22 protein-coding genes are annotated in these 24191 nt (G+C 47.3%); 6 read left to right on the top strand and 16 right to left on the bottom strand.

Features of this window, described 5'->3' with window-relative positions; all coding sequences use genetic code 11:
* Positions 1 to 22 precede the first annotated feature (22 nt).
* Both NSQ38_RS15540 and NSQ38_RS15535 read left to right on the top strand, forming a co-directional pair.
* Positions 23 to 1267: a DNA polymerase IV gene (locus NSQ38_RS15540; RefSeq protein WP_339782791.1), complete on the top strand. Its 1245-nt coding sequence runs from the start codon at positions 23 to 25 to the stop codon at positions 1265 to 1267.
* Positions 1264 to 1605, top strand: a complete 342-nt coding sequence (locus tag NSQ38_RS15535; RefSeq protein WP_091028686.1) for a YolD-like family protein — start codon at positions 1264 to 1266, stop codon at positions 1603 to 1605. Before NSQ38_RS15540 ends, NSQ38_RS15535 begins: the two co-directional genes overlap by 4 nt.
* Before the next feature lie 215 nt (positions 1606 to 1820).
* Here the strand turns inward: NSQ38_RS15535 and glsA are convergent, their stop codons facing one another.
* On the bottom strand, positions 1821 to 2762 hold the full coding sequence (gene glsA / locus NSQ38_RS15530) for a glutaminase A (RefSeq protein WP_338587844.1): 942 nt from the start codon (positions 2760 to 2762) through the stop codon (positions 1821 to 1823).
* Positions 2763 to 2901: 139 nt separating this feature from the next.
* Positions 2902 to 3384 carry a GNAT family N-acetyltransferase gene (locus tag NSQ38_RS15525; RefSeq protein WP_091028682.1) on the bottom strand — a complete coding sequence of 161 codons (483 nt, stop codon included), beginning with the start codon at positions 3382 to 3384 and terminating at the stop codon, positions 2902 to 2904.
* A 70-nt stretch (positions 3385 to 3454) separates the two neighbouring features.
* Here NSQ38_RS15525 and NSQ38_RS15520 point away from each other — a divergent pair, with 70 nt between their 5' ends.
* Positions 3455 to 3649 carry a hypothetical protein gene (locus tag NSQ38_RS15520; RefSeq protein ID WP_339782790.1) on the top strand — a complete coding sequence of 65 codons (195 nt, stop codon included), beginning with the start codon at positions 3455 to 3457 and terminating at the stop codon, positions 3647 to 3649.
* Here the strand turns inward: NSQ38_RS15520 and NSQ38_RS15515 are convergent.
* The 7 genes from NSQ38_RS15515 to NSQ38_RS15485 form a co-directional block, all read right to left on the bottom strand.
* The gene (locus tag NSQ38_RS15515; protein WP_091034815.1) at positions 3646 to 4881 is read right to left on the bottom strand and encodes an OFA family MFS transporter; all 1236 of its coding nucleotides are present in this window, start codon (positions 4879 to 4881) and stop codon (positions 3646 to 3648) included. The genes NSQ38_RS15520 and NSQ38_RS15515 overlap by 4 nt on opposite strands.
* Before the next feature lie 180 nt (positions 4882 to 5061).
* Positions 5062 to 5856: a LytTR family DNA-binding domain-containing protein gene (locus tag NSQ38_RS15510; protein WP_339782789.1), complete on the bottom strand. Its 795-nt coding sequence runs from the start codon at positions 5854 to 5856 to the stop codon at positions 5062 to 5064.
* 10 nt (positions 5857 to 5866) lie between these two features.
* Entirely contained in the window at positions 5867 to 7528 is a 1662-nt protein-coding gene (locus tag NSQ38_RS15505; RefSeq protein WP_339790548.1) for a sensor histidine kinase, read from the bottom strand.
* A 735-nt stretch (positions 7529 to 8263) separates the two neighbouring features.
* Complete coding sequence (locus NSQ38_RS15500; RefSeq protein WP_339782786.1) at positions 8264 to 9817, bottom strand: sugar hydrolase; 1554 nt, start codon at positions 9815 to 9817, stop codon at positions 8264 to 8266.
* Positions 9818 to 9830: 13 nt separating this feature from the next.
* Entirely contained in the window at positions 9831 to 10667 is an 837-nt protein-coding gene (locus NSQ38_RS15495; RefSeq protein WP_339782785.1) for a carbohydrate ABC transporter permease, read from the bottom strand.
* Positions 10664 to 11542 (bottom strand): sugar ABC transporter permease, encoded by an 879-nt coding sequence (locus NSQ38_RS15490; RefSeq protein ID WP_249912206.1) that lies wholly within the window; start codon positions 11540 to 11542, stop codon positions 10664 to 10666. Before NSQ38_RS15490 ends, NSQ38_RS15495 begins: the two co-directional genes overlap by 4 nt.
* An 85-nt stretch (positions 11543 to 11627) precedes the next feature.
* Complete coding sequence (locus NSQ38_RS15485) at positions 11628 to 12959, bottom strand: extracellular solute-binding protein (protein ID WP_339782783.1); 1332 nt, start codon at positions 12957 to 12959, stop codon at positions 11628 to 11630.
* A 131-nt stretch (positions 12960 to 13090) separates the two neighbouring features.
* Between NSQ38_RS15485 and NSQ38_RS15480 the strand changes: the two genes are divergently transcribed.
* Positions 13091 to 14899: a sensor histidine kinase gene (locus NSQ38_RS15480; protein ID WP_339782782.1), complete on the top strand. Its 1809-nt coding sequence runs from the start codon at positions 13091 to 13093 to the stop codon at positions 14897 to 14899.
* A gap of 7 nt (positions 14900 to 14906) precedes the next feature.
* Positions 14907 to 16487 carry a response regulator gene (locus NSQ38_RS15475; protein ID WP_339782781.1) on the top strand — a complete coding sequence of 527 codons (1581 nt, stop codon included), beginning with the start codon at positions 14907 to 14909 and terminating at the stop codon, positions 16485 to 16487.
* 357 nt (positions 16488 to 16844) lie between these two features.
* Here NSQ38_RS15475 and NSQ38_RS15470 read toward each other — a convergent pair whose 3' ends face one another.
* The 4 genes from NSQ38_RS15470 to NSQ38_RS15455 all read right to left on the bottom strand — a co-directional run bounded on the left by NSQ38_RS15470 (position 16845) and on the right by NSQ38_RS15455 (position 22007).
* Positions 16845 to 17132, bottom strand: coding sequence for a stage VI sporulation protein F (locus NSQ38_RS15470; RefSeq protein ID WP_036614589.1), 288 nt, complete (start codon positions 17130 to 17132; stop codon positions 16845 to 16847).
* Between the two features lie 115 nt (positions 17133 to 17247).
* Complete coding sequence (gene recG, locus NSQ38_RS15465) at positions 17248 to 19293, bottom strand: ATP-dependent DNA helicase RecG (RefSeq protein WP_339782780.1); 2046 nt, start codon at positions 19291 to 19293, stop codon at positions 17248 to 17250.
* A gap of 10 nt (positions 19294 to 19303) precedes the next feature.
* Positions 19304 to 20167, bottom strand: coding sequence for a DegV family protein (locus NSQ38_RS15460; RefSeq protein WP_339782778.1), 864 nt, complete (start codon positions 20165 to 20167; stop codon positions 19304 to 19306).
* 28 nt (positions 20168 to 20195) lie between these two features.
* Positions 20196 to 22007, bottom strand: coding sequence for a DAK2 domain-containing protein (locus NSQ38_RS15455; RefSeq protein WP_339782776.1), 1812 nt, complete (start codon positions 22005 to 22007; stop codon positions 20196 to 20198).
* 637 nt (positions 22008 to 22644) lie between these two features.
* Between NSQ38_RS15455 and rpmB the strand changes: the two genes are divergently transcribed.
* Positions 22645 to 22833 (top strand): 50S ribosomal protein L28, encoded by a 189-nt coding sequence (gene rpmB, locus NSQ38_RS15450; protein ID WP_017687459.1) that lies wholly within the window; start codon positions 22645 to 22647, stop codon positions 22831 to 22833.
* Positions 22834 to 23027: 194 nt separating this feature from the next.
* Here rpmB and spoVM read toward each other — a convergent pair whose 3' ends face one another.
* The 3 genes from spoVM to rpe all read right to left on the bottom strand — a co-directional run bounded on the left by spoVM (position 23028) and on the right by rpe (position 24190).
* The gene (gene spoVM, locus NSQ38_RS15445; protein ID WP_019424875.1) at positions 23028 to 23108 is read right to left on the bottom strand and encodes a stage V sporulation protein SpoVM; all 81 of its coding nucleotides are present in this window, start codon (positions 23106 to 23108) and stop codon (positions 23028 to 23030) included.
* 167 nt (positions 23109 to 23275) lie between these two features.
* The gene (locus NSQ38_RS15440; RefSeq protein WP_091014322.1) at positions 23276 to 23527 is read right to left on the bottom strand and encodes a hypothetical protein; all 252 of its coding nucleotides are present in this window, start codon (positions 23525 to 23527) and stop codon (positions 23276 to 23278) included.
* Positions 23528 to 23530: 3 nt separating this feature from the next.
* Positions 23531 to 24190, bottom strand: coding sequence for a ribulose-phosphate 3-epimerase (gene rpe, locus NSQ38_RS15435; RefSeq protein WP_017687456.1), 660 nt, complete (start codon positions 24188 to 24190; stop codon positions 23531 to 23533).
* Position 24191: the final 1 nt, after the last annotated feature.

The raw sequence follows: 24191 nt of genomic DNA, 5'->3' as shown, positions 1-24191 counted from the left end.
CACGAATAAGGAGAGAAGTCTTATGCCCCGCCAAGACAGACGTGTCATCATGCTGGCAGACTGCCAGTCATTCTATGCCAGTGTGGAGAAGTCTGCACACCCCGAATACAAGGATCGCCCCCTCGTTGTTGCGGGAGATCCGGCGCGCCGTTCGGGCATTATTCTTGCGGCCTGTCCACTCGCCAAGTCCTATGGAATTACGACAGCAGAACGACTGGGCGAAGCGCTCGCCAAATGTCCGGATGTTGTTGTTGTTCGCCCCCGGATGGCCGAGTACATTCGGGTGTCCCTTCATATTACGCGTATCCTTCAGTCTTACACCGATCTGGTGGAACCCTATAGTATTGATGAACAGTTCCTCGATGTCACCGGAAGCCTGGATCTGTTTGGCAGCCCCGAGACGATTGCGCGCAGCATTCAATCCAGAGTGATGGAGGAGACGGGTGTGTACATTCGAATTGGTATCAGCGATACCAAGGTCGTTAGCAAAATGGCCTGTGATCTGTATGCCAAAAAAGTCCCTGGAGGCATCTGTACGCTACCTCGCAAAGATCTGCCTTCAACCATCTGGGAGAAGCCTGTGCGAGACATGTTCATGGTCGGTTCCCGCATGGCGCAGCATCTCTACAAGATGGGAGTCCATACGATCGGTGATCTGGCCCAGACCCCACTGTCCCGACTGAGAGAACGTTGGGGTGTGAATGGCGAGGTACTGTGGCGTATCGCCCGCGGTATTGACGATTCCCCGGTCAAACCCGGGACATATGCTCATCAGCAGCAGGGAATCGGACATCAGATGACGCTGCCCCGGGACTATGACTCCTGGGAAGATATCAAAGTGGTACTGCTTGAACTGGCGGAACTCGTCAGTCGACGTTCCCGGGACAAATCACTCATGGGTCATGTGGTCTCCGTTGGGTGTCGCGGACAGGATTATGATCGGCCAACTGGTTTCTCCCGCCAGATGAAGGTGAATGAACCCACCAACATTACGGATGAAGTATACGATGCGGCAGCAGCTCTGTTCCTGCGCCATTGGGACGGATTACCCATCCGCCGCATCAGCGTGTCATTGACCGGACTTGTACCCGATTCTGAAGTACAGCTGTCCTGGTTTGATGACCGTGAACGTAAAAGAGAATTGGAACGTGCCACGGATGATATCAAGCGCAGGTACGGAGATACCGCCATCATGCGGGCATCCTCCCTCTGCTCGTCCGCGCAAGCCCATGAACGTTCCCATAAAATTGGAGGTCATTATAAATGAGTAAAAAATTGCAGCAAAACGGTATCTTCGAGTCCTCACGCATGATGCTCCCCGAACACCGGGAAGCCTACATTCTTCATCAGGAACAACTTGCTCCTCGTACCCGCCCATCCCTGGATGCCCAGGCCGCGGAAGAAATGTCCCGTTTGCTCAGCAACTCGATGATGCTTGGAGATAGAGTCACTATTACGTTGTTTCACGAACATGACGATATCCGTTACACGGGGCAGGTGCTTCGGCTGGACCGTCCTGCCCGGACCCTCAGACTACTGATGGAAGATGGGTCCCGGGATATTCAAATGAACCTCATTACGGATGTGGCGCTTGCCAATGAATGAAGGGGTATACACCCACCCCGGTGTTGTGGATAGTCCATGATAGATGCAGCATAGTCGTTAACATGCAGGACTGCCTTCCTACACATCCTGATGAATACCAAAAATAGCCGACGAGACATATCCTGACCATTCACTTCGTTCTAAAGAAGCAAAATATCGGATACGTGATTCATCGGCTACATATAAGGGTACAGCTTCTTTTTTCTGAAAAACTTTTAGAAAAAGCTCCAGTCAAATTCCTTGGACAGACGCTCGAGCAGATGCACGCCAGCAATACTGTTGCCTTTGCGATTCAGAGCCGGGCCAACAAGACCTATGCCGAATTGTCCCGGTACAAGGGTCAGAATTCCACCGGATACTCCACTCTTGGCGGGCAAACCTACCTCGATGGCAAATTCGCCTGAAGCATTGTACATCCCACAGGTCGTCATAAAGGTTTTGGCAATCTGAACATAGCGACGAGGGATGAGTTCTTCTCCCGTAATTGGATCTGTTCCATTATAGGCGAGAACAAGTGACATTCGCGCCAAATCTGCACAGGTGACTTCAATGGAGCAATGACGGAAATACACGGCGAGTACATCTTCCACGTCATCCTTGATTACACCATTATGCTTCAGAAAATAACCAAGTGAACGGTTCAGGTGACCGCTCTCTGATTCGGACTCGAATACCTCTTCGTTATAGCCCAGCTGATCATTATTCGCCAGTTTGCGGAAAAACTCCAGAATGCGGCGTGATTTTTCTTCCTTACAGTCTCCTCCAACAAGCGAGGACACCGTAATCGCACCTGCATTGATTAATGGATTGAACGGGATTCCGGGTTCAACCAATTCAAGCTTGATCATCGAATCGTAATCGTCGCCTGTCGGTTCTTTTCCTACATTAAAGAAAACCGCTTCTTCCCCATGATCCATCAGGGCCAGAATAAGGGTAAATACTTTGGAGATACTTTGCATCGTAAATGGGACACCGCAATCCCCTGCCGACACATGGTTCCCTTCGGCGTCCATGATATGTATACCAAGCTCATCCTGAGAGGCTTTGACAAGCTCTGGAATATAAGAAGCCACCTTACCTTGCCCGGTGTGCAAACGACTGGTCTCCAGCCACTCCGGCAGCAATGCATTCAGACGTTCCATGGTTGAATTGCTCATATGTCATCTCCTCCACATCTCTATATAAGCAAGCATCTTGCATGAAATGTGCATGCGTGAACTCCCACGGTGATAATGAATTTCAGCCATCTCATAGCAAGATGCCCTATATTATCTGATTACCCTCAGAACAGTTCCTTTACCGCTTCGTTTGAAGATTTAACTCCAGAATCTCACCAGGAAGACCATCGTAATCACCTGTCCAGGTGGATACAAAGTTCTGGCGGGTCAAGATCCGGCGGGAAGCAGCGTTACCCGGATCGATAACTGCATAGAGGGATCCAATCCCTGCGGCTTGTGCCTGAATAATCAACCGTGACGCTATGGATGTGCCTTGGCCTTTGCCCCAATGTTCAGGCAGGATCATGTAACCTATCTCAGCCTTGGTCGGGTCCTCCTGATCCGGAATCAATTTGGCATACGCCACACCGGCACCATCTTCACTAAAAACCCGGTAATGTCCGCAAGTGGAACGCTCATTAAACTCCAGCATGGACTCAAATTGCGTTCTCGCCTCTTGCTCCGGTATTGCACGTTCTGTAATCTGTTTCATTACTTCCATATTGGAAACCAATGCATAATAATCATCAAAATCAGGTTGTGTGTATTTAATGAACTTCATGATATGCCTCCTCTGGGGTACATAACTTATCTTGGTCTTGTTGAATTCACCTAGAGTATAACAGATGCGAATGATGGAATGCACACAAGGCACCACGCTTGCAGGTAGCCAGATTGGTCCGATCGGACAACAGTTCGGCAATCTGACAACTGTAGATACCAAAAAGCGGCCTCGTCTGGAGACCGCTTTGTTTACTTTGTTTTTTAATTTGCTTTTTAAGATGAAGAAATATTCTCTGTTCCGTCCTTCCAGTGCATGTTGTTAGCTTGCCCGTGATGAAGGGTTAAGGTTCATCTGTTTTTCACGTTGACGTGCACGACGACCTTGACCTGGAGGGGTGATGATCAGTGCGAGCAACAGCGAGACAGCGCAGAGTACGGCAATCACGATGAAGGTTAGATGGAATCCGCCCAACAGAGCGCTGATGAATGATCCTGCCAAAGCACCAAATCCAAATCCCTGATAGATCACGCCATAGTTTTTGCTCTGATTCTTCAGTCCGAAGTAATCGGCCACAATCGCCGGGAATACGGTAATGTTACCTCCGAAACAGAATGCAACGGCCGCGACACAGGCGAAGAAAATCCCGAAGGTCAGTGGAACCAGACTAAGTGTCATGACAGCTACGGCTGTAACAAGCAGCGCACCAGCAATGACCTTCATTCGTCCTACTTTATCCGACAGCGCACCGAGAATAATACGTCCTGCCGTGTTAAAGATTGCAACCATGGCCACTGCGTTCGCAGCGGTAGCTACATCGAGACCTGCAAGCTGTACACCGATATCTTTGACAATACCGATCAGATACAGACCGCTCATACACGCCGTGAAGAAAATAACAAACAGCATGTACGCTTCTTTTGTACGCAGCATCTCTTTCACCGTGTAGTCATGACGTGCCACGACTTGTTTGGATCCTTCCTTGCTTGCCGGAGCCTGTTCACGAACAACCGCTTCACGAATCAGGAATGATCCCGCAACGACCAGAACCAGAACGATAATGCCCCAGTACATAAATGCCTGAGCAGGACCAACGGCACCAATCAATGCCGAGTTCACATATTTGAACAATAAACTACCGGTACCAAAGGCGCCGACAGAGATCCCCGAGATCAGACCTTTGCGCTCCGGGAACCATTTGATCAGATTAGACAGTGACGTAATGTACGCCGTACCATCTGCAAAACCAACAACAAATCCAGCCAAAATGTACAGCAGTGTTAGCGAAGTGACTTGGGAACTCAGAATAAGACCCAGCCCAAGCACAACCCCGGCTACACGGATCAGGCGCTGAAGACCCCAACGTTCCTGCAACCGTCCTGCAAACAATGTGGCAAATGCCAAAGCAAAACTGGTAATTGAAAAAGTTATCGCGACCGAGCTGACGTCCCATCCGAAACGATCAGACAACGGTTGATTAAATAAACTCCAAGTATAGATGGTTCCAAGACCCATTTGTACAATGATGGTCCCCAAAACAATAAGCCAGCGGTTCATTTTTGTAGGTGCAGATGTTGATTCAGGTGTTGATGAAACGGATGAAATGGTTGCTTTCATCGTGATCTCCCCTTTGCCGATGTCATATACATGAATGCGTTCACAAGCTAATCATACATGAAAGGGGATTCATTACACCGTTTTGAGCATGAGTTGCATCAGATGCGGAATGAAATGCTTCTAGATGCGCATGAGTTGCCTGAATTCTTTGACCTTCCCACGACTCACGGGCACTTCAGCTTCCAAATCGCGCAGACGGAGCAGATACGTATTGTTGAACCAAGGTACAATTTCACGGATTTGCGACAGATTTACGACGTACGAACGGTGGCAGCGAAAGAACGTATCCTGTGGCAGTCGGCTGTGAAAATCCGATATGCTCACTGGCATGGTGAACTCCCCATTTTTGGTATATACCTTCGTCACTTTCTCTTGCGCTTCCGCATAGTAGATGTCTGCCGTATCCGTAACAATAATATTGTCATTCCGCAGCAGATTAATTCTTCTGTCCGTATGGGAATTAGTATCTCGTAACAGATCTCCCTGTGCAGCAGATCCGTCTACCATAGTAACTGGTCCATCCTCAACATGTTGCTCCACCGGCGCATGATCACGTTTGAATGCGAGCTCCAGCTTATGGAGCATTGCAGCAATTCGTTTCTCGTCATACGGCTTCAGAATATAATCAAATGCCTCCAACTCAAAGGCTTCCGCTGCATGTTCCTTATACGCCGTAGTAAATACAATGTAGGGTTTCGTTGCAAACTTCCCAATATGATGGGCCAGCATCATACCGTCCAGCGAGGGAATATTGATATCAAGGAAAATGACATCTACTTCTTGTTCCTGCAAAAATTTCAGTACATCCAGCCCGTCTTCAAGGCGGTCAACCACCTCAATCTGGCTATGTTCCTGGATTAAATAATTCAATTCCTCACTTGCCAGAATCTCGTCTTCCACAATTAGAGCTCTCATTGATCCATCATCACCTTGTTACGACATCTCCTTTGGGCACATCAAATAAAATATCGGTTCCTTGTTCCAGCCTTGTAATGGTTACACCTTGTCCGTAGATAAGCTTAACGCGGCGATGCACATTATACAGCCCGATCTGGTTACCAGGCATACGGTCGTGGTAAACCCGGTCTATAATATCTGCACTGATCCCTGCTCCTGTATCACTGACACTGATTCGTAAAAACTCCGGATAATCCTGTACCCGGATTCGAACAGTCCCGGGTCCTTTCACCTTGAGAATGCCATGAATAATTGCATTTTCGACGAGCGGCTGGATGACAAGACTCGGAATATGCACCGCGACCTCATCAATGTCATAGATCACGTTAAGTCGGCTACCAAAGCGAGCTTTCTCAATCTCTACATAATTACGGACCTGCTCTAGTTCCTTATGAATATCGATCAACTCATCCGACAGCTCCAGATTGTAACGCATGTACCCGGATAGATTCACAATCAGCTCGCGTGCTCGATCCGGTTTGGTTCGGATGGACGAAGCAATCGCATTTAGCGCATTAAACAGAAAATGAGGATGAATGGTTGTCTGTAATGCACGCAGCTCCGCTTTGTTGGCAGCAGCCTTGATCTCTTCTACCCTCGATACCTCCATCTGGGTCGAGATGATCTGAGACAGACCTACCGCCATCGTTTGTAATGGATACGTAATTTTGTACGCTTTGCGATAATAAATTTTGAGCGCACCTGTGATGTCTCCTCGTTCTTTGAGCGGAATGATTAACAGCGAGTGGATATCGGGTGTTTTTTCATCAATCACATCATTACTGATCGTAATCTCCCCGCTGGATATCGTCTTCTTGGTCATCTCACTTATAATTTCATTACCGATATGATATCGTTCCTCACCAAATCCTACATAAGCCAGTACATTCCGGGTATCCGTAATTGCAACCGCATCAGCCTGAATATCCTCCTGAATAATCCGGCAAATTTTGCGCAGAGAATCCTCATCAATCGAACGGAAATACGGCAAGGTTTTGTTAGCAATCTCCAGTGCCAGCTTCGCCTGACGGGCTGCAATCATCTCTTTTTCCCCTTCGACACTCTGCACCAGGAGCACAATCAGCCCAATGTTGACTTCACCCAGAATCATAGGCAGCGCAATCTTCGAAACAATATCGGCACCCAGTGGATCGGGATAGGAAAATAACAAGATTAATAACATCGTCAGCGCTTCACAGATCATTCCAGCACCAATACCGATGATCCATCGCTTAGGCTTGGGCGTGTACTTATGTATATAACCGGAGACCAGACCTGCCAGGATACTCGTGATTAGACACGGTATAGCTGTAACTCCATCCATATCGATCAAATACCGATGCACCCCGGAGACTATCCCCGTAATAATACCCACAGGCGCTCCGAACAAAATACCACCCGATAACACGGCGATGATCCGTACATTCACCAGTGAACCTTCAACATTAATGCCCGTATATGTTCCGAAAATGGCAAAAGCACAAAATAACAAGGTAACCGCAATAGACTCCTGCCACCTTAATTTCCCCTTTTGCAGAATCTGCCTAAATCTCGGCACCCTCGACAGAAAGAATAAAAATATAATCAACAGCGCCGCCCGTTCAAATAAACCCAGCAGCATCGTAAACATTTCCAATCGTACTTCCTCCACATCTGTCTGAAAATAAAATGCATACCGACACAGCCACGCCTTTTTGACGTAACATCCATGACATTGATCGCTGTTGCTTGTATGCTCGTATGCTCGTATGCTCGTATGCTCGTATGCTCGTATGCTCGTATGCTCGTATGCTCGTATGCTCGTATGCTCGTATGCAACAGTTTACCGCTCCCCCCGGAGGAAAGCAAAGTCCATCCTGTGAAAATACATCAACTATACTGCACCATGCATATGATAGTTCATCCCTTCACTTCTATGAAAATGCCAGACTCCAGAAAAACCTATGTTATAATTAGTTGTCATGTTATTCCAATTATTGAGTGAAATTAATTACAGAAAGGTGTTCAAGCATGCTTGCCATTCTACTCTTAGGTTTGCTTCTGCTTTTTAGTTTTCTATGGTACACCCTGTATTTTATCTCCAGACGAAGCCATCATCCTGATCGCTTATCGGCGATTGTCCTGCGGATAATCTTAAGCATCTCAACTCTGACACTCATCGTTCAAGTCTACATACTTAAAGGAAACCCATATAACTTTATATTAATATTCGTATTTATCGCTTCATTAATAGCCACTCGTTCTTTTATCGGTACGAACAAAAACAGATAAATAACAACAATAGGCATGGCTGGCTCTATAGTTTAATCCTGGAACTAATCCAAAAAGGCCAACCAGACGTACCTGGTTGACCTCAAGTCCAAAATTATAAAAAATTTCGCCTGATAAAATAACTTGGTGTGCAGCTCCAAGCATGGCAATAACTGTTGACCAAATTGCTGCCATAAGGAGAATACGTTTTGTCGTCCGGGTCGTAGAGCTCCCAGAAAGTGTCCGCTCCATCCTTCAGCATACCGCCCCAATACCTTCGGATCTGCTCCAGTGCCTTCTCCTCTTCCCCGCACATAAGCAATGCATCAACATAATGATGAACCATGTACGGCGTGGTCATGCCAATAGCTTCTCCGTTACTCGTTAACCGATCAAGTAATTGCCGGGCCGTCGGAGCATCCATGATCTCAGCCAGAACCATCCATACTTGCGATGCCCAGGATACCTGTCTTTTATCACCACTGATGAAAAAGCCCTGTTCACCATCCCACAGATGTGTGAGGGCTGCTTGCTCAGCGTCTTTGATGTGGGCGTTAATCCATTCCTCATACTCCGGCAGCCCTAGTTCTTTGGCAATCAACCTTCCCCTTTTCATACTATAGATGAGAACTGCCTGAGCACCAGCCTGTTTATTTAGTTCTTCATGCCAGTCCAGAAAACAATACCATGTATCGTCATCCCTTACGATGCCCCGCTCATCGAGTCGTTTAAGCCCAATTTCAATCTGTTCTTGAGCGACCGGCCAAAGTTCTTCCAACGTTCCCCTGTCCTTCGTAGCCTCAAAATAGTCCCATAATGTCACAATAAAGCACAACGCATAGTCATATAGGTAAATGTCGTCCACGTATGGTTCCGGTTGTTCGTACAAACAGGCTCCTACTTGGCCTCCCTCCAATCTTGTTCCGGCAAAGAGATAGAGACAGCGCTTGACGAGATCATTACAGCCGAATGTTCCATAATTGACGAGGGCCTGAAGGCGAAGATCTCCGATCCATAAACGTCGATCGCGCTTCGGTCCATCTTCGAATACGGTCTGCATACAATCCCGGAGTGTCTTCACGGACACGCGATCTATTTCCAGCAGCTCCGTGTCGATAACTTCAGGCAATTGAGGTACTACCCCTATGTCTGCTGAAGTCACCGTCATGCAATATATATCGTTAATTCGAATATCGTAACGGATCGACGTTTCTACCACCTCGATTTTCAGATACCGAAAGGCATAGCGACGGTCCAGTGTTAGCGTGCCGGGTAACACGTCCACATTCACGATCTCATCTTGAAGCCATGAACGGCTAAGCCAACCCGAATATTCTGCAAAATCCTCACCGACCTCACAGGGCATTTCTCCAAATGTGAGCTTCAACCTGAGAGGTGCATCTGCATTACTGCGCTCGTTAAGAAGCGACAAGGTTAGATAACCGACGAGATGTTCTCCGAAATCCAGCGTTACACTGTCTCCCTTGCACAGCACTTGATCCGATAAGTGTTCTGCTAAGCCGAGTGGTTCGATACGCCATCCCTGAAAAGCCGACGCATCCGGAACTGCGCTCACGATGTGTTCCGGATAGACCTTCTGCTGGCGAAGCTCCGGCATCAGACCCTGCGCTTTTTCCAGCCAGGCTTTGTTTATCACATTTTCACTCATTGCAGTGTCCTCCTTAACCTTTGACCGCCCCAACGGTCATACCACCGATAAAATATTTTTGCAGGAACAGAAACGCCAGCAGCAACGGTAGAGCGCACAGAAAGCACGCTGCAAACAGGACGTTCCACTGCGTGGGATTTTGCTGATCGCCCAAAAATCCGAGCATGGCCAGCGGTAACGGTGAATCTCCTGCGCTGGAAATAAAGATCATATTGAAGAAATAATCGTTCCAAATCCAGACACCTTGCGTAATAATGACCGAAACCGTTACCGGAATGAGTAAGGGGAACACGACGGTCCAGAACCGTTGGAATAATCCCGCCCCGTCGATGTGCGCCGCTTCTTCTACCTCCTCAGGCACACCGCTTCGAATGAAGCCCGTGTACAGGAAAGTTGAAAACGGCAGACTGCACGTAATGAACATGAAAATAGGCGTATATTGATTCGTTGGAATATGCAGCGCATTAATCATTTGCACGATCGGTATCAATACCATTTGAGCAGGTACCACGAGTCCGGACAAAAAAAACAAATACATGAACTTGCTTAGCTTTGTCTTCAAACGGGCCATCGGGTAGGACGCCATCGCCGCAAACAGGACAACGAACACGACCGATACGCCGGTTAACACCACGCTGTTCCATAGCGCTTCCGGAAAGTGCATGCGGTCGAAGGCAGCCTTGTAACTTGCAAAGGACATCTCCTGGAACAGGACCAGCGGATTTGTGTTGTTGCTTGGATCTCGGAGTGATGTCGAAAAGGCAATAATTAACGGAATCAGATTTAACGCCATCACCAACAACACGACGACCTGAACGGACCCTTTCCCCAAAACTTTACGAAGCATCATGCCGACACCTCCCGTTTGTTCATTTTCAGGACAAAAACAGCGGTAATGACGATAATTACGGCAAAGGAAATGACACCAAGAGCCGAAGCTTTACCAAAGAGTTGTTCGGTAAATGCCATCTTGTATATAGTATAAATCAGCGTGTTGGTAGCCGTGCCGGGACCGCCATTCGTCATGATAAACGGGAAGTCGAACGCTTTGAGTCCATTGATCAAACTTAACGTCACGTTGATTGTAATCGCTGTTGCCAGTAATGGAATCTTCACATGTCGTAGCAATCTCCATGAGCCGCAGCCATCAATCCGTCCGGCTTCCAAAAGGTCGCTTGGAACAGTCTGTAGTCCTGCAAGGAAGATAATCATTGTCGTTCCGATCGTCTTCCAGATTTCCACGAAGATAATAGAATACAGCGCGGTAGAGTAATCACCCAGGAAATTCAGTTCATTTGTGATACCCAGTTTATCGAGAAAGGAAGAAATCAGCCCGTAATCCGGCATATAGACGTAACTCCACAAAAAGCCGACGACAATCGCACTGAACAATGTGGGAATATACGCCAGGGAACGGTAAATCCCGGTTCCTCTTATTTTCATGTTTAACAGCAATGCCATTGCCAAACCGATGATATTGCCAGCTATGACGGTGACGAACGTATAGATCAGTGTATTTTTTAAAGAAATGCCTAGGATGTCGCTCCGGAACAATTCCTTATAGTTGTCGAAACCGATATAGTTATAGGCTTGGGCGTACCCGTTATAGTCCGTTATACTGTACTGGAACAACCGCAGGATCGGGAAGATCCAGAAGGTCAGGTAGAAGATCAATGCCGGCAAAGCAAACCAGTACATGGACTTTTTCATTACAGTAGAGCTCATCCTGCTCCATCCTTTCCAAGAGGGCCTGCGGCAAGGGAAGAAGGACAATCATTCTCCCCTTTACAGCAGACAGCATCGTTTTGTTCTAATTTTTCCACAGCTCGCTGAACTTGGTTTCCATGGCGTTTGCCACATCTTCCGGTGTTGTTTTCTGTCCAGCAATAATTTCGGCAAACTTTGCCTGCATGACGTCCGATACTCCGGCTGGCCACATCTGGTTGCTGAAGTAGACGGAATTTCCAGTTTGTTGATAGTTGTCATTCACTTCCTTAAACAATTCTTTTTCAAGTTTTACGTCCTTATACACGCTGATGGAACTGTTGGCTTCCACAAATGCCTTGAACAGATCTGATTCACCATCGAACAGGTAGTTCAGTACTTCCTTGGCTGCATCCAGGTTTGCCGATTTGGCGTTCAAAGCGTATCCCGCAGATGTTGCAGCAGATACAAACACCGGCTGTTCCGGCTCGTTACCTGGCAATGAGGCGAATCCGCGAGTAAATTCGGCAGCGCCTTTGGACGTCATGGAAGCATAATCCCATGTTCCCGTAAAGGTCATGGCTGCTTTCCCGTCGATAAACAACTGCGCAGATTGGGCACTACCAATGCCAAGCGAGTTTTTGACGACGTAGTTGTTATCATAGAGCTCTTTGTATTTGGTTATGGTTTGAACCCACTTTGGATCAGTCAGCGATTTTTCGCCGTTCTGCAGTTTGACATCAAAATCCATCTCATTCGGATACACGACATTGGCCGCAATCGGATACATACCGAATTGAATCATCCAAGGGTCCTTGTCACCCATCGCAATTGGTGTTACGCCCGCTGCCTGCAACTTTTGACACAACTCCAGGAACGAAGGCCAATCCTTCGGAAACTCGGAATATCCGGCCTGCTGTAACAACTCCTTGTTGTAATAAACGCCGAGGAAGTCTAGTCCTTTGGCCACTCCATAAGGTTTTCCCTCATAGGACATATCTGCCTTCGCTCCTTGGCTGATGTTGTCCCAGAACTTCAGATCGGATAGATCAGCAGCAAATCCTGCCTTTGCGAAATCATTGACGCCGCCAGCTGCATTCTTTGGAAAAATCAAGAACATATCCGGCCCCTGTCCAGCCGCAAGCTTGGTACGTACGGATGTATTGTACTGATCATCAGGCAATTTCTGCACTTCAAGGGTAATGTTCGGAAACTTCTCTTTTACCAGACGCGGCAAGGTTTCCAACTCGAAATCCTCTCCATCAGACGCCTTGTTTCCCGATAGCATCATCGTCAACGTAATCGGCTTTACTGATTCATCTGAACTCCCGTTGCTATTATCCGTACCGCTCCCCTCCTGACTACTGGAGCTACATGCGCTCAGAAACATCATGAGCAGTACCAAAGTTAGGGACCACAGTCGTTTTCTTTTTTTCATCTTGTCATTCCCCCGATTCATGTTTATTCTTGCTTTGTGCACATTCTCATCATACGGTGGGCAAAAGTGCATTTGCTTTGGCTCGTATGGTGCACTATTTTTAGAATTGACAAATGGCGGGAGGAGCACGTATGATTCTGTTCAACATCAAAACTAAACTTTTTCTGGTCCTCGTCCTCGTATCGATCGTGCCAATTATCGTTGTTTCTGTCAGTTCCTATCGCAGTTACACGAAGCTGGTGAATGAGCAGACCACTCTCGTGACGTCGACAACTATAGGCAATTCGGTCAAGAGCATGGAGGAAATTTTGCAGAACATCGACCGGATCTCCGTCACACTCCTTCAGCAGTCTTCCAATGCAACCGCTTACAGCACTGTGAGTGATGAACTAATCAAGTTGAACGGTACCAACGATCAATATGAAATATTCATGATCCGCAGCAAATTGAAATTGATCTTTGAAAACATTCTGCTTGGCTACAATTACATCAATGGTTTGTACCTTTTCACACCAGATGGCAAATGGATAAGCTATGGCAGTAGCGGCACAGACCTACGCCTTGATTATGTCGCACTTCGCGATGAGTGGTATCTAAATACGATCCAACGTAAAGGCGATTTGTATATTGGTGAAGTTGGCGTCAAACCTTACATCATTAACGCCAAGGAATCCATTGGCTTCTCCAGAGCTCTCTACGATCCCAACAACAACGAGTTCCTAGGCGTGTTTATGCTGGATTGCAGTATGAACATTTTTGACGGTCTAAAACGTAATCCGGCACCAAGCTTGTCCAATCTATATCTGGCGAACGACGCTGGCGAGATCTTGTACTCCAGCGACGGAAGTAGAGTTAGCACTCCTCTCTCCGATACGCTGGCTGCGGCAACGCATCAAGTCGGCAGCAATTCACAGTACAAATCCATCCAAGATAACATGATGACGGTAATCCAGAAAGTTCCCGGCCGCAATTGGAACGTGATTGCCAACATCTCTATGGATCGGTTGTATGAGGAGTACAACATCTCGCAAAAGTTGCTGTTATACGTGGCCATAAGCTGTGCCGTCATTTTCCTTCTGCTTTCCTTTTTCTTATCCAACCTGATCACCAAACCCATCATCGAATTGACCAAACTGATGCGCAAAACCAAATCTCATCGTTTTGTGACCATCAAGCCTCAAGTAACGAGGCAAGTCGACGAGATTGGAATCCTTTACCATGAGTTCAACAAAATGATGAAAGACATCGATACGCATATCCGAGAAAGTTACCAGAATAAAATCCTCATGCTGGACTCCCAGATGAAGGCATTGGAAGCACAGATCAACTCCCATTTCCTCTACAATACGCTGGAGTCGATTAATAGCATTGCCGAGATCGAAGAAGTTGAGAGTATTGTGGTGATGACCAAGTCACTCGGGGACATGTTCCGCTACAGCATCAAAACGGATAGCGAGCTGGTCCCGGTCAGTGAAGAACTTCAACATGTAGAAAACTACATGGCCATCCAGCAGATTCGGTATGGTGACAAGTTCGCGTTCAACCTTAATGTAGACCCGGAAATTCGGAGTCGTCGCATGCTGAAGCTTCTGTTGCAACCACTCGTGGAAAATGCCATCTATCACGGGTTGGAGAACAAACGTGGGAAGGGTTCCGTTACCATTACCGGTTTGTTTCAGGAGGACAGCATCGTGTTCGAGATCTGGGACGATGGCGTGGGCATGTCCTCAACACAAGCGGAAGAACTTCGACAATTGCTCCAGCAGCCACCTGAATTCGTCGCCGTTGGTCAAAGGCATAAACAAAGCATCGGCATCAAAAACGTGCATTCACGAATTGCTTTGTATTACGGAGAGGGTTACGGCCTTTCGTTTCATACCGATTTGAATACAGGAACTCGAATTACACTCGAAATTCCGGCCAATTGGGAAAAGAGGTGACCAAGAGATGTACACGTATATCGTTGTGGACGATGAACCCTTGATCCGCAAAGGTTTGTTGAAAAAAATCGGGACTTTTGAGCACTCGCTTGAACTCTTAGGCGAAGCAGATAACGGCGCAGACGCCTTGGCTTTGATTGAATCGTTCAAGCCGGACATTATCTTTACGGACATGCGCATGCCTGAGGTCGACGGCAAGCTGTTGATCAGGACAGTCTGCCAGCAATATCCGCGCATCAAGTTAATTGTCATTAGCGGACATACCGATTTTGATTATATGCAGGAAGCAATCTCTGCGAAAGTTGTAAATTACCTGCTGAAGCCTTTTAGCCGGGATGAAATCCACGGTACGCTTCACCAAGCCATCCAAGCCATCGAACAGGAGCGCTCTCTTCAGCGGGAAGTCGTTCTAAGAGAAGTAGAAACGGAGCAGATGAAAAGGGATACAGACATGCAAGCCTTCCTGAATTATGTGCTGGCTCCCCATTCATCCATCAAAACACCTGTGTTCCGCTCTGCGGAATTTGCCGCCATCATGGCTTCTGACCAGTTCATTTTCTTGACGATTTATGGTCCTCAACCGCTTACAGCACAGCAACTGCCTACCTTTTCGAATGGCCTGTACATTCCTCATCCACAAACGGATCAGCTATTGTTTTTCCTGATGCATGATCTGGGTTGCTCAGGCCAGCTTGATTTGCAGAAAATGGCGGAACAAACAGCAAGTATCATTTTGAACAAATCCGAAACTACGGATTGTTGTGTAGGGATCAGCTTGCCTCATACAGGCATTGGTGGGGTCCGAGAAGCTCATCATCAAACAATCCTTGCGTTGGACGAACGAGCCATTACCGATTTTGGAAAATGTTACGTATTTTCACGGGAGCAAATTCCTTTACATCAACTGAAGTGGGCTCGAACGTATGAACTGTTATTTTTTATAGAGAGCGGGAATGTACCGAAGGTGGAAGAGCTCATCACCGATTTCTTTGCTTTCTACATACGCCAGCCTGACGCTTTGCTTGCCCACCTGAAGGAGCAGTGTAGAGACATTATCACGGAAACCAAACGGCTACTGAGTAACTATATCCAGAACGGAGGTAACAGTAGCGCCTCTTCCAGCTTGGAGGCCGTCCTGAACGTCTCGTTCGATATGGAGTGCATTAGGCATTACATGGTAAAGGTGCTGACGGGAACAGCTCTTCTGCTTAAGGAAGACAACCCCTACGCATCAGATCAAGTGATCGACAACGTCAGGACATATATCGATAATCACTATACCAAGGATTTAACGCTGGAATGGGTATCGTCCCTGTTCTACCTGAACCCGAGTTACCTCAGTCATTTATTTAAAGAAAAGACATCCGAGAACTTCACTGATTACGTAAACCGACTACGGATCAGTCAAGCCAAGCAGCTCTTAACGAGCACAGACGATAAAATCTACCGGGTTGCCAAACAGCTGGGTTACGACAATCCAAAATATTTTTTTCGGGTGTTTAAAAAATTGACCGGTTGGACCCCAGAGGAATACCGAAAGCAACACAAATCCTTCACCGCAAACAACAAGGAACTAGGCCATGTATGATGGCCCAGTTCCTTGTTTTCGTTGTTGTGGTTCTTAGCTGACAGTCTTCTCCCTGGCACCATAAGTTCAAAAAGGGGTGTTCCCTTACGTCATCTGCATGACTAATGAAACACCCCTTCCTAAATTACCACACAACTTGAATGTAATTTGGGTTTTGTAAAATATATCAATTTACACAACAACGGAGAGGACAGCAATAACCTAAAGAAGCGAAGCGTGCGCCTTTATCACCGGATTTTACCCTTGGAAAGGGTCAATCAGAAAATCCGGGGATAACAGCGCTCGGAAGGTTATTCTGTCATCGTAGTGCCCTCGTGTAAACGAATGTTTTACCCCACCCAACATTACATAGAATCCCTACCTAAACATCCCCCACAGCTTAATCAAATGAAACGTATTGTTTGGATCAATCTTCTGCGCGAGCACAAAAGCAACAAACTGCTCCTCCTGAGCCGGAGAGAAATTCTCATTCATAATGACTGCCGAAGACTTGACCAACCTTCTGACCTTGGCCTTATCTTGCAGATCAGACTTGGTCACGCCATCAATCAACTTTTTGATACGCTCTTTGACAGCGGGATTTTTCATCTTTAATTTGATCCGCTCCACCAGCTGCGGACTAATTCCATATTGTTGATAACCCAAAACGTATAGCACCTCCCAAAAGAATGAACTCACTTCTTATTCATATGTCGGGAGGGCTTGTACACTTGTCTTTTTTTACAAAGGTAATACGAAAAACCAGCTTACGTCGCAAGCTTTAGTCAATCAGATCGCCCTTGAATACTTGCTGTTGCTGTAGGAAATCGCGCAGAGGTGCATAGTCCATAGAGGTCCAGAAGGTCGCATCCTCAATTAAGTGGGTCACGTCATCTCTGGCCTGTTCCAGCACAGCAAAATCAGCAACCATATCGGCAAGACGGAACTCGGGTAATCCACTCTGTTTTGTACCAAAGAAATCACCCGGCCCCCGGAGATCGAGGTCACGCCGGGATACCTCGAATCCATCCTCCGTTTCCGTCATGACCTTCATGCGCTCCTGTCCAACCTCCGTCTTGGGATCAGCAATGAGTACACAATAGGAAGCATGTGCACCACGACCGACCCGACCACGAAGCTGATGCAGCTGAGATAGACCGAAACGATCCGCATCCATAATGACCATTAACGTTGCATTTGGCACATCGACCCCAACCTCGACAACGGTGGTGGAGACAAGCAACTGAATATCATTGCTGTAGAAGTCACGCATCATCTCTTCTTTCTCCGCAGCCGTCATCCGGCCATGCAACAGACCTACACGATATTTCGGAAAGTTCTGCTGCATCTGCACATGCAGATCAATGGCATTCTGCACATCCAGCTTCTCCGACTCTTCAATAAGCGGACAGATCAGATAGGCCTGACGGCCCTGATCCACTTCTCTGGAGATAAACCCCAGCACCCGCTCCATCATTTCATGCTTAACCCAATACGTGGAGATGGGAATCCGTCCCTTCGGACGTTCCGAGATCGTGGATACTTCAATATCCCCAAAAGCCGTAATCGCAAGTGTCCGTGGAATTGGCGTAGCCGTCATCGTTAACACATCCGGATTATATCCTTTGCGTCGTAAAACGCTGCGCTGATTCACACCGAAGCGATGCTGCTCGTCCGTCACCACAAGACCCAGATCACGGAAGAAAACATCTTCCTGAATCAGGGCGTGTGTACCCACCACGATATCAATCATGCCCATTTGCAACGAGGCGATCAGATCTTTACGTTTACGTCCATTTACACTGCCCGTTAACAGCCCTGCGGTTACCCCAAACGGTTCAAACAGCTTTTGCAGTGAACGCATATGCTGCTCCGCCAGAATCTCCGTAGGCACCATCAGAGCCCCTTGGAACCCAGATCGAACAGTCGTGTATAGGGCAATTGCAGCAATAACCGTTTTACCCGATCCGACATCACCCTGCAATAACCGGTTCATTGCATAGGGTGAACGCATATCCTTCAGAATTTCAAGCTCGACCTTTTTCTGAGCATCTGTCAGTTCAAATGGTAAACTGCGTACAAACTCACGGATCGTCGTATTGTCCGTAGTATGTACCACGCCATCCATGCGATTTCGGTTCAACGCACGGTACGCCTGCATTTTCAACTGGAACAGAAACAGTTCTTCATACACCATCCGCTGTCTGGCCTGTTGACCTTCCCGGTTGTCCTGTGGACGATGAATCCCCGCAATCGCCTGTTTACGAGGCATCAAGCTGTATTTCTTCATCAAGGACTGAGGCAGAATCTCGGGAATCATATCTCCGAATTGGATTAACCCTTGATTGATCGTTTTCCGCATCCATTGTTGCGTCAGTTTGCCGGTTACCGAATATACAGGTTGCAGTGTGCCTGAACGCCCATCGCCTTTATCGGGGAACTCCGAGTCAGTAACTGTCATCTGCATGCGTTTTTGTTCCCATTTGCCCGTAATCACAATCTCCCGATTGGGGGTAAGTTGTTCTTTGAGGAAATGGCGATTGAACCAGGTGGCTGTAATCATCCACTCTTCCGTCATGATCTTACAGGTGAGACGGGACTTTTTACCGTATCGTTGTAATACAGGAATACCCATCACCTGTCCCTGGACCGTAATCTTGTCCCCATCCTTCACTTCACTAAGTGAACGCAGACGATAATCCTCGTAACGGAACGGATAATATTCAAGCAGGTCTTTAACAGTAGAGATGCCAAAGGCGTGAAGCTCTCCCTCTTTGAGAGCACTCACGCCGTTAATTTGCTTAACTGATATTTCTTCCAATTTCATGTCTAATCCCTCATTCCGGAACAGGCCACATAAAGATTGCAATGACACCAGGTCCAACATGACTGCCTATTACGGCTCCAATATTGGTATAGATCACTTCATTCAGTGTAAAATGACCCCGCAGCTGCTCTGCACAAGCGATCGCTGATCCCGGGTCAGCGGTATGACCTACCGCCAGGTTCACCCGTTTGCCTGCAAGATCCTTCTGGAACAGCTCAATAATGCGTGCCATTGCTTTTTTATGACCTCTGACTTTCTCAACTGCGTAGATAACGCCTTCTTCATCAATAGACAGGATCGGCTTAATGTTAAGCAACGTTCCCAAGATGGCTGAAGCTTTGCCAATCCGACCGCCCTTTTGCAGATACTCCAAAGTATCTACAAGAAAGAACAATTTGCGAGATTTTTGCATCCCTTCAATAGCCGCAGCGATTTCGACTGCTGACTTGCCCTGCTCGGCAAGTTCAGCAGCCTGTACCACCATTAGACCGTATCCATACGATGCTGACTTCGAATCCAGCACGGTGATGTCACCCTCACGCTCCAGCAAAGACTTGCCAAGCATGGCCGATTGATAGGTACCACTCATGCCGGATGACAGGTGGATCGATACAATCGGGCGTTCCGGGTTCTCATCAAGCAATGCTTGGTACACATTCATGAAATCGGTTGGAGATGGCTGTGAAGTTGTAGGCAACACAGATACCTTCTTCAACTTTTCGTAGAACTGTTCCGAAGTCAGATCAACGCCATCTGCATAGGTCTCTTCACCGAACAGAACACGTAGCGGAACAATATGAATCCCGTATTTGCGAATGAGTTCTTCGGGAATATCCGCCGTACTGTCTGTTACTATCGCAACTTTGTGGCTCATGACTCTCCTCCTCTTCGCTAGAGTGCTATTAGGACTCTACGGAGAACAGATAATAATACACCGGCTGTCCTCCAAGATGTACCTCTACCTCAGCATCAGGATACTGTACTTCAAGCCATGCAGCGAGGGCAGCAGTAACCTCAGGGTCAGCTTCGTCCCCTTCAAGGATCGTCACCACTTCATCTCCGCTCTCCATCATCTGTTTGAGCAGACCTTCACATGCTTGGAGCATAGTTTCATCCGTCGCTACAATTTTGGAGTTATGAATACCGATATAGTGCCCCGCCTTGATATCCAATTCATCATATTGCGTATCACGAACCGCATGAGTCACTTGACCGGACTGTACCCGGCTAATAGCTTCCAACATTTGGTCACGGTTTGTTTCCGCAGACTCATCTTCCTGGAAAGCAAAAGCAGCAGCCATTCCCTGTGGAATGGTCTTGCTTGGAATAACCGTAATCCGGCGCTCATCTTCAAGCAATTCACGAGCCTGCTCCGCAGCCAGTACAATATTCGAGTTATTCGGGAGTATAAATACCTGCTCCGCAGCAATGGAACGAACGGCTTTTACAAAATCCTCAGTACTCGGATTCATCGTCTGTCCACCGGACAGAACAACATCAACGCCAAGACTTTGGAAAATCTCTGCAATACCGTCACCGGAGGATACCGCAATAAAACCATACGGTGCCATCTCATCTGCAGGAAGCACAGCCTCTTCCATACTGCGCGCCGCCTCAGGTGGAATCTCTGCAAACAATTCAGGTGATGGAGCAATGTCCATGCCTGCTGTCAAGAGATCCCGATGCTGTTCACGCATATTGAGAATATGAATCTGTGTAATCTCACCATAATGCAGCGCCAGGTTTAATACATCGCCTGGTGTCTTGGAATGGACATGAACTTTGATGACTTCATCATCGGCAATGATAATGATCGAATCCCCATTAACTGACAACGCTTTCCGGAATGCTTCGTCATCAAATGCCACTCCTGCATTCTCTCCAAGCTCGCGGTTAATGAAAAATTCCATATCATACAGGAATTCAATATCTTCCGTTTCCAGTCTCGCCTGAGCAGACAATGGCATCTCTGGTGCAATCACCTGCTGCTGTGCAGGCTTCTTGATATCCACTTCTGTCGGTGCAGCCGGTTTCAAAGCAGATGCTGCCGCGGATGGGGTTACTTCTTTGTTCAGTGAAGTACGACTCCCTCCGTCACTTTGCAGCAATACTTCCATAAAGCCCTCGTAGATATATACAAGCCCCTGACCACCTGAATCCACAACACCAACCTGTTTCAGTACAGGCAGTAATTCCGGAGTCATTGCCAGTGCTTCTTTTGCTTTTAACAAAACTTCATTCATTAATTCAGTAATATCATTCGTCCGTCTTGCGTAGTAGTTGGCATGTTTCGCCGCTTCCTTGGCTACGGTAAGAATGGTCCCTTCAACGGGCTTTACGACTGCTTTGTAAGCTGCGTCAACACCGTTCTGCAGGGCTGCTGCAAATTGGAGCGTATTCAGTTCCTCATAGGGAGCAGCTGAACGACTAAAACCACGGAACAATTGCGACAGAATAACTCCTGAATTCCCCCGTGCGCCCATAAGCAGGCCTTTCGATAGAATACCGGCAGCTTCGCCGATGGAGGCAGAACTTTTTCTTTTAATCTCTGCAACTCCTGCACTCATTGTCAAATTCATGTTCGTTCCCGTGTCACCATCCGGCACAGGGAAAACATTCAGGGAATTGACGTGCTCTGCATGCTGTCCAAGTTGTTCCGCTCCGGCAAGTACCATTGCGGTGAAATCTGTTCCATTTAAAGAACGTATACTCAAGTGAGAATTCCCCTTCCTAGCTTGATACACGAACACCTTGCACCAAGATGTGTCTGGTCTGTTCATGCGCTAACGCGGACTGCGTTATTCTTCGTCCATACCTTGTCCGGCACAGGCATACAATACAACATGTCAGCCGGATTAACGGTCTGGGCGGCCGGGCTACCAATATCCTGCACTCTCTGCACCCCTAACTTCGGGGCATACGGATATGCACCGGTATCAAGAGCCGGCATGAATGCCGCATGGAGACTGGTGCCAATGATGGAATGCCGCAGCTCACAGCGTTGCCAAAAAGCAGACCACCGACCTCTAAGTACGGTTTATTCTCCGACTTCCTCGCGGCAACAGCCTGTTCACCACTGTATTATGGACTACTCAACATTGTACTATATTAGACAGGAGAAATAAATAAAGTTTTTGGATCAGTTGACGAAGCTTTTTTAATTATGATATTATATTCAAGTATTGTTTTATGCAGGTTAAGTAATGGAAATGATCCGGTTCATGCCGGCTTAAACAACGCCATTAGCTACTGAAACCTGATCTTTATGATCAGGAAGAACAATTTAGTCCTTATGGAATGACTTTTCGTTTCTGAAGGCAACTGGTTATTTTAGGATAGGAGGTGTAATCTATGTCTCGCAAATGTTATGTGACAGGTAAGAAACCGGGCACCGGTAACCACGTATCCCACGCTAACAACCGTAACCGTCGTACTTGGGGCGTAAACGTTCAGAAGGTCCGCATTCTCGTTGACGGCAAACCAAAACGTGTATACGTAAGCACCCGTGCACTGAAAGCCGGTAAAGTGACTCGCGTATAATCACGCAAAGCTACTATAAATCGGGTAAGCAAAAAGCACCTTGTTCCTTGCAGGTGCTTTTTTGGTATTCAAAAAAGGGATTCTTGAATACGCTCATTAACATGTGAATGGCCGCCGCATGACGCTTCGCAGGTACGAATTCCAGATAAGACTGAGCCAAAGCGGCGGTATTCCCTGTTACCTTATCAATCGGATCAGTTCTTTTGAAACGTATTAAGAATTGCCTTTACAAACCCTCCCAAAAACTTCGGCAGTTTGAATGTGTAAAATTTCATAATTCACCCTCCCCATCATGCTCATGCGTCCGCCGTATCCTATGCTTCAGGCCTTCTTTACCTCAAACACGACAAAAAAGGCTACATGAGAAACCTGCTCATGTAACCATATTTATGCGGAACCTTCGATCCCTATTCCACAATGACAAGCCCGAAGATCAGGTCATTTACGTTTGGGCAGGAATATATTGATAGACAGCGATCATGAAAACACTCAGTACATAATACAGTATGCTGAATATGACAAAAGTAACCCGATGCCCGGTACGATCAAATTTGCGGAAATACATAATAACAACGCCCACCCCGATTAATGACGTGATGGCATTAAACGGGGATTGAATAACCGCAAACAAAGCAAGCACAAGTCCCGTCACGAGACTCGCAGCCATCGTCCACAGTGTCTCCTTAAGGGTCATAGATCAGCCTCCGTAGCTACGGCGAATTTCAGTAATCGCGGCAGCACGATCCTCACGTCCAAATACGGCACTCCCAGCAACGAGCACATCTGCTCCAGCTTCCACTACAAGCGGGGCTGTATCGGCTGCAATTCCGCCATCTACTTCGATATGTACATCATGGCGTCCCTTTTCGTTCAACCAGGTACGAATCTGCTTGATTTTGTTCATCGTACCCGAGATAAATGCCTGTCCGCCAAAGCCAGGATTGACCGTCATAACAAGAACCATGTCCACATCATCCAGCACTTCGAGAATGGCAGACGCTGGCGTTCCCGGATTAAGGGCAACTCCTGCCTTCACTCCTTGCTCCTTGATCAGGTGAATAACTCGGTGCAGATGCACACAAGCCTCAGCATGAACGGTAATTACCGCTGCACCCGCTTTGGCAAATTCCTCAACATAACGCTCCGGATTCTCAATCATCAAATGCACATCGAGCGGCAAGCTTGTATGTGGAGCGATCGCCTTCACAATCGCAGGTCCAAGCGTAATATTAGGGACGAAATGACCGTCCATAACGTCAACATGAATCCAGTCTCCTCCTGCAGCTTGAGCTTCTGCAACTTCCGCACCAAGGCGGGCAAAATCAGCTGATAATATCGATGGGGCAATTTTAATCATG

Origin of the sequence: Paenibacillus sp. FSL R7-0313 (genome assembly GCF_037969885.1) — a bacterium.
Taxonomy (GTDB): Bacteria; Bacillota; Bacilli; order Paenibacillales; family Paenibacillaceae; genus Paenibacillus.
The sequence above is the reverse complement of the archived record's forward strand: the minus strand, read 5'-3'. Positions and strand labels throughout refer to the sequence as shown.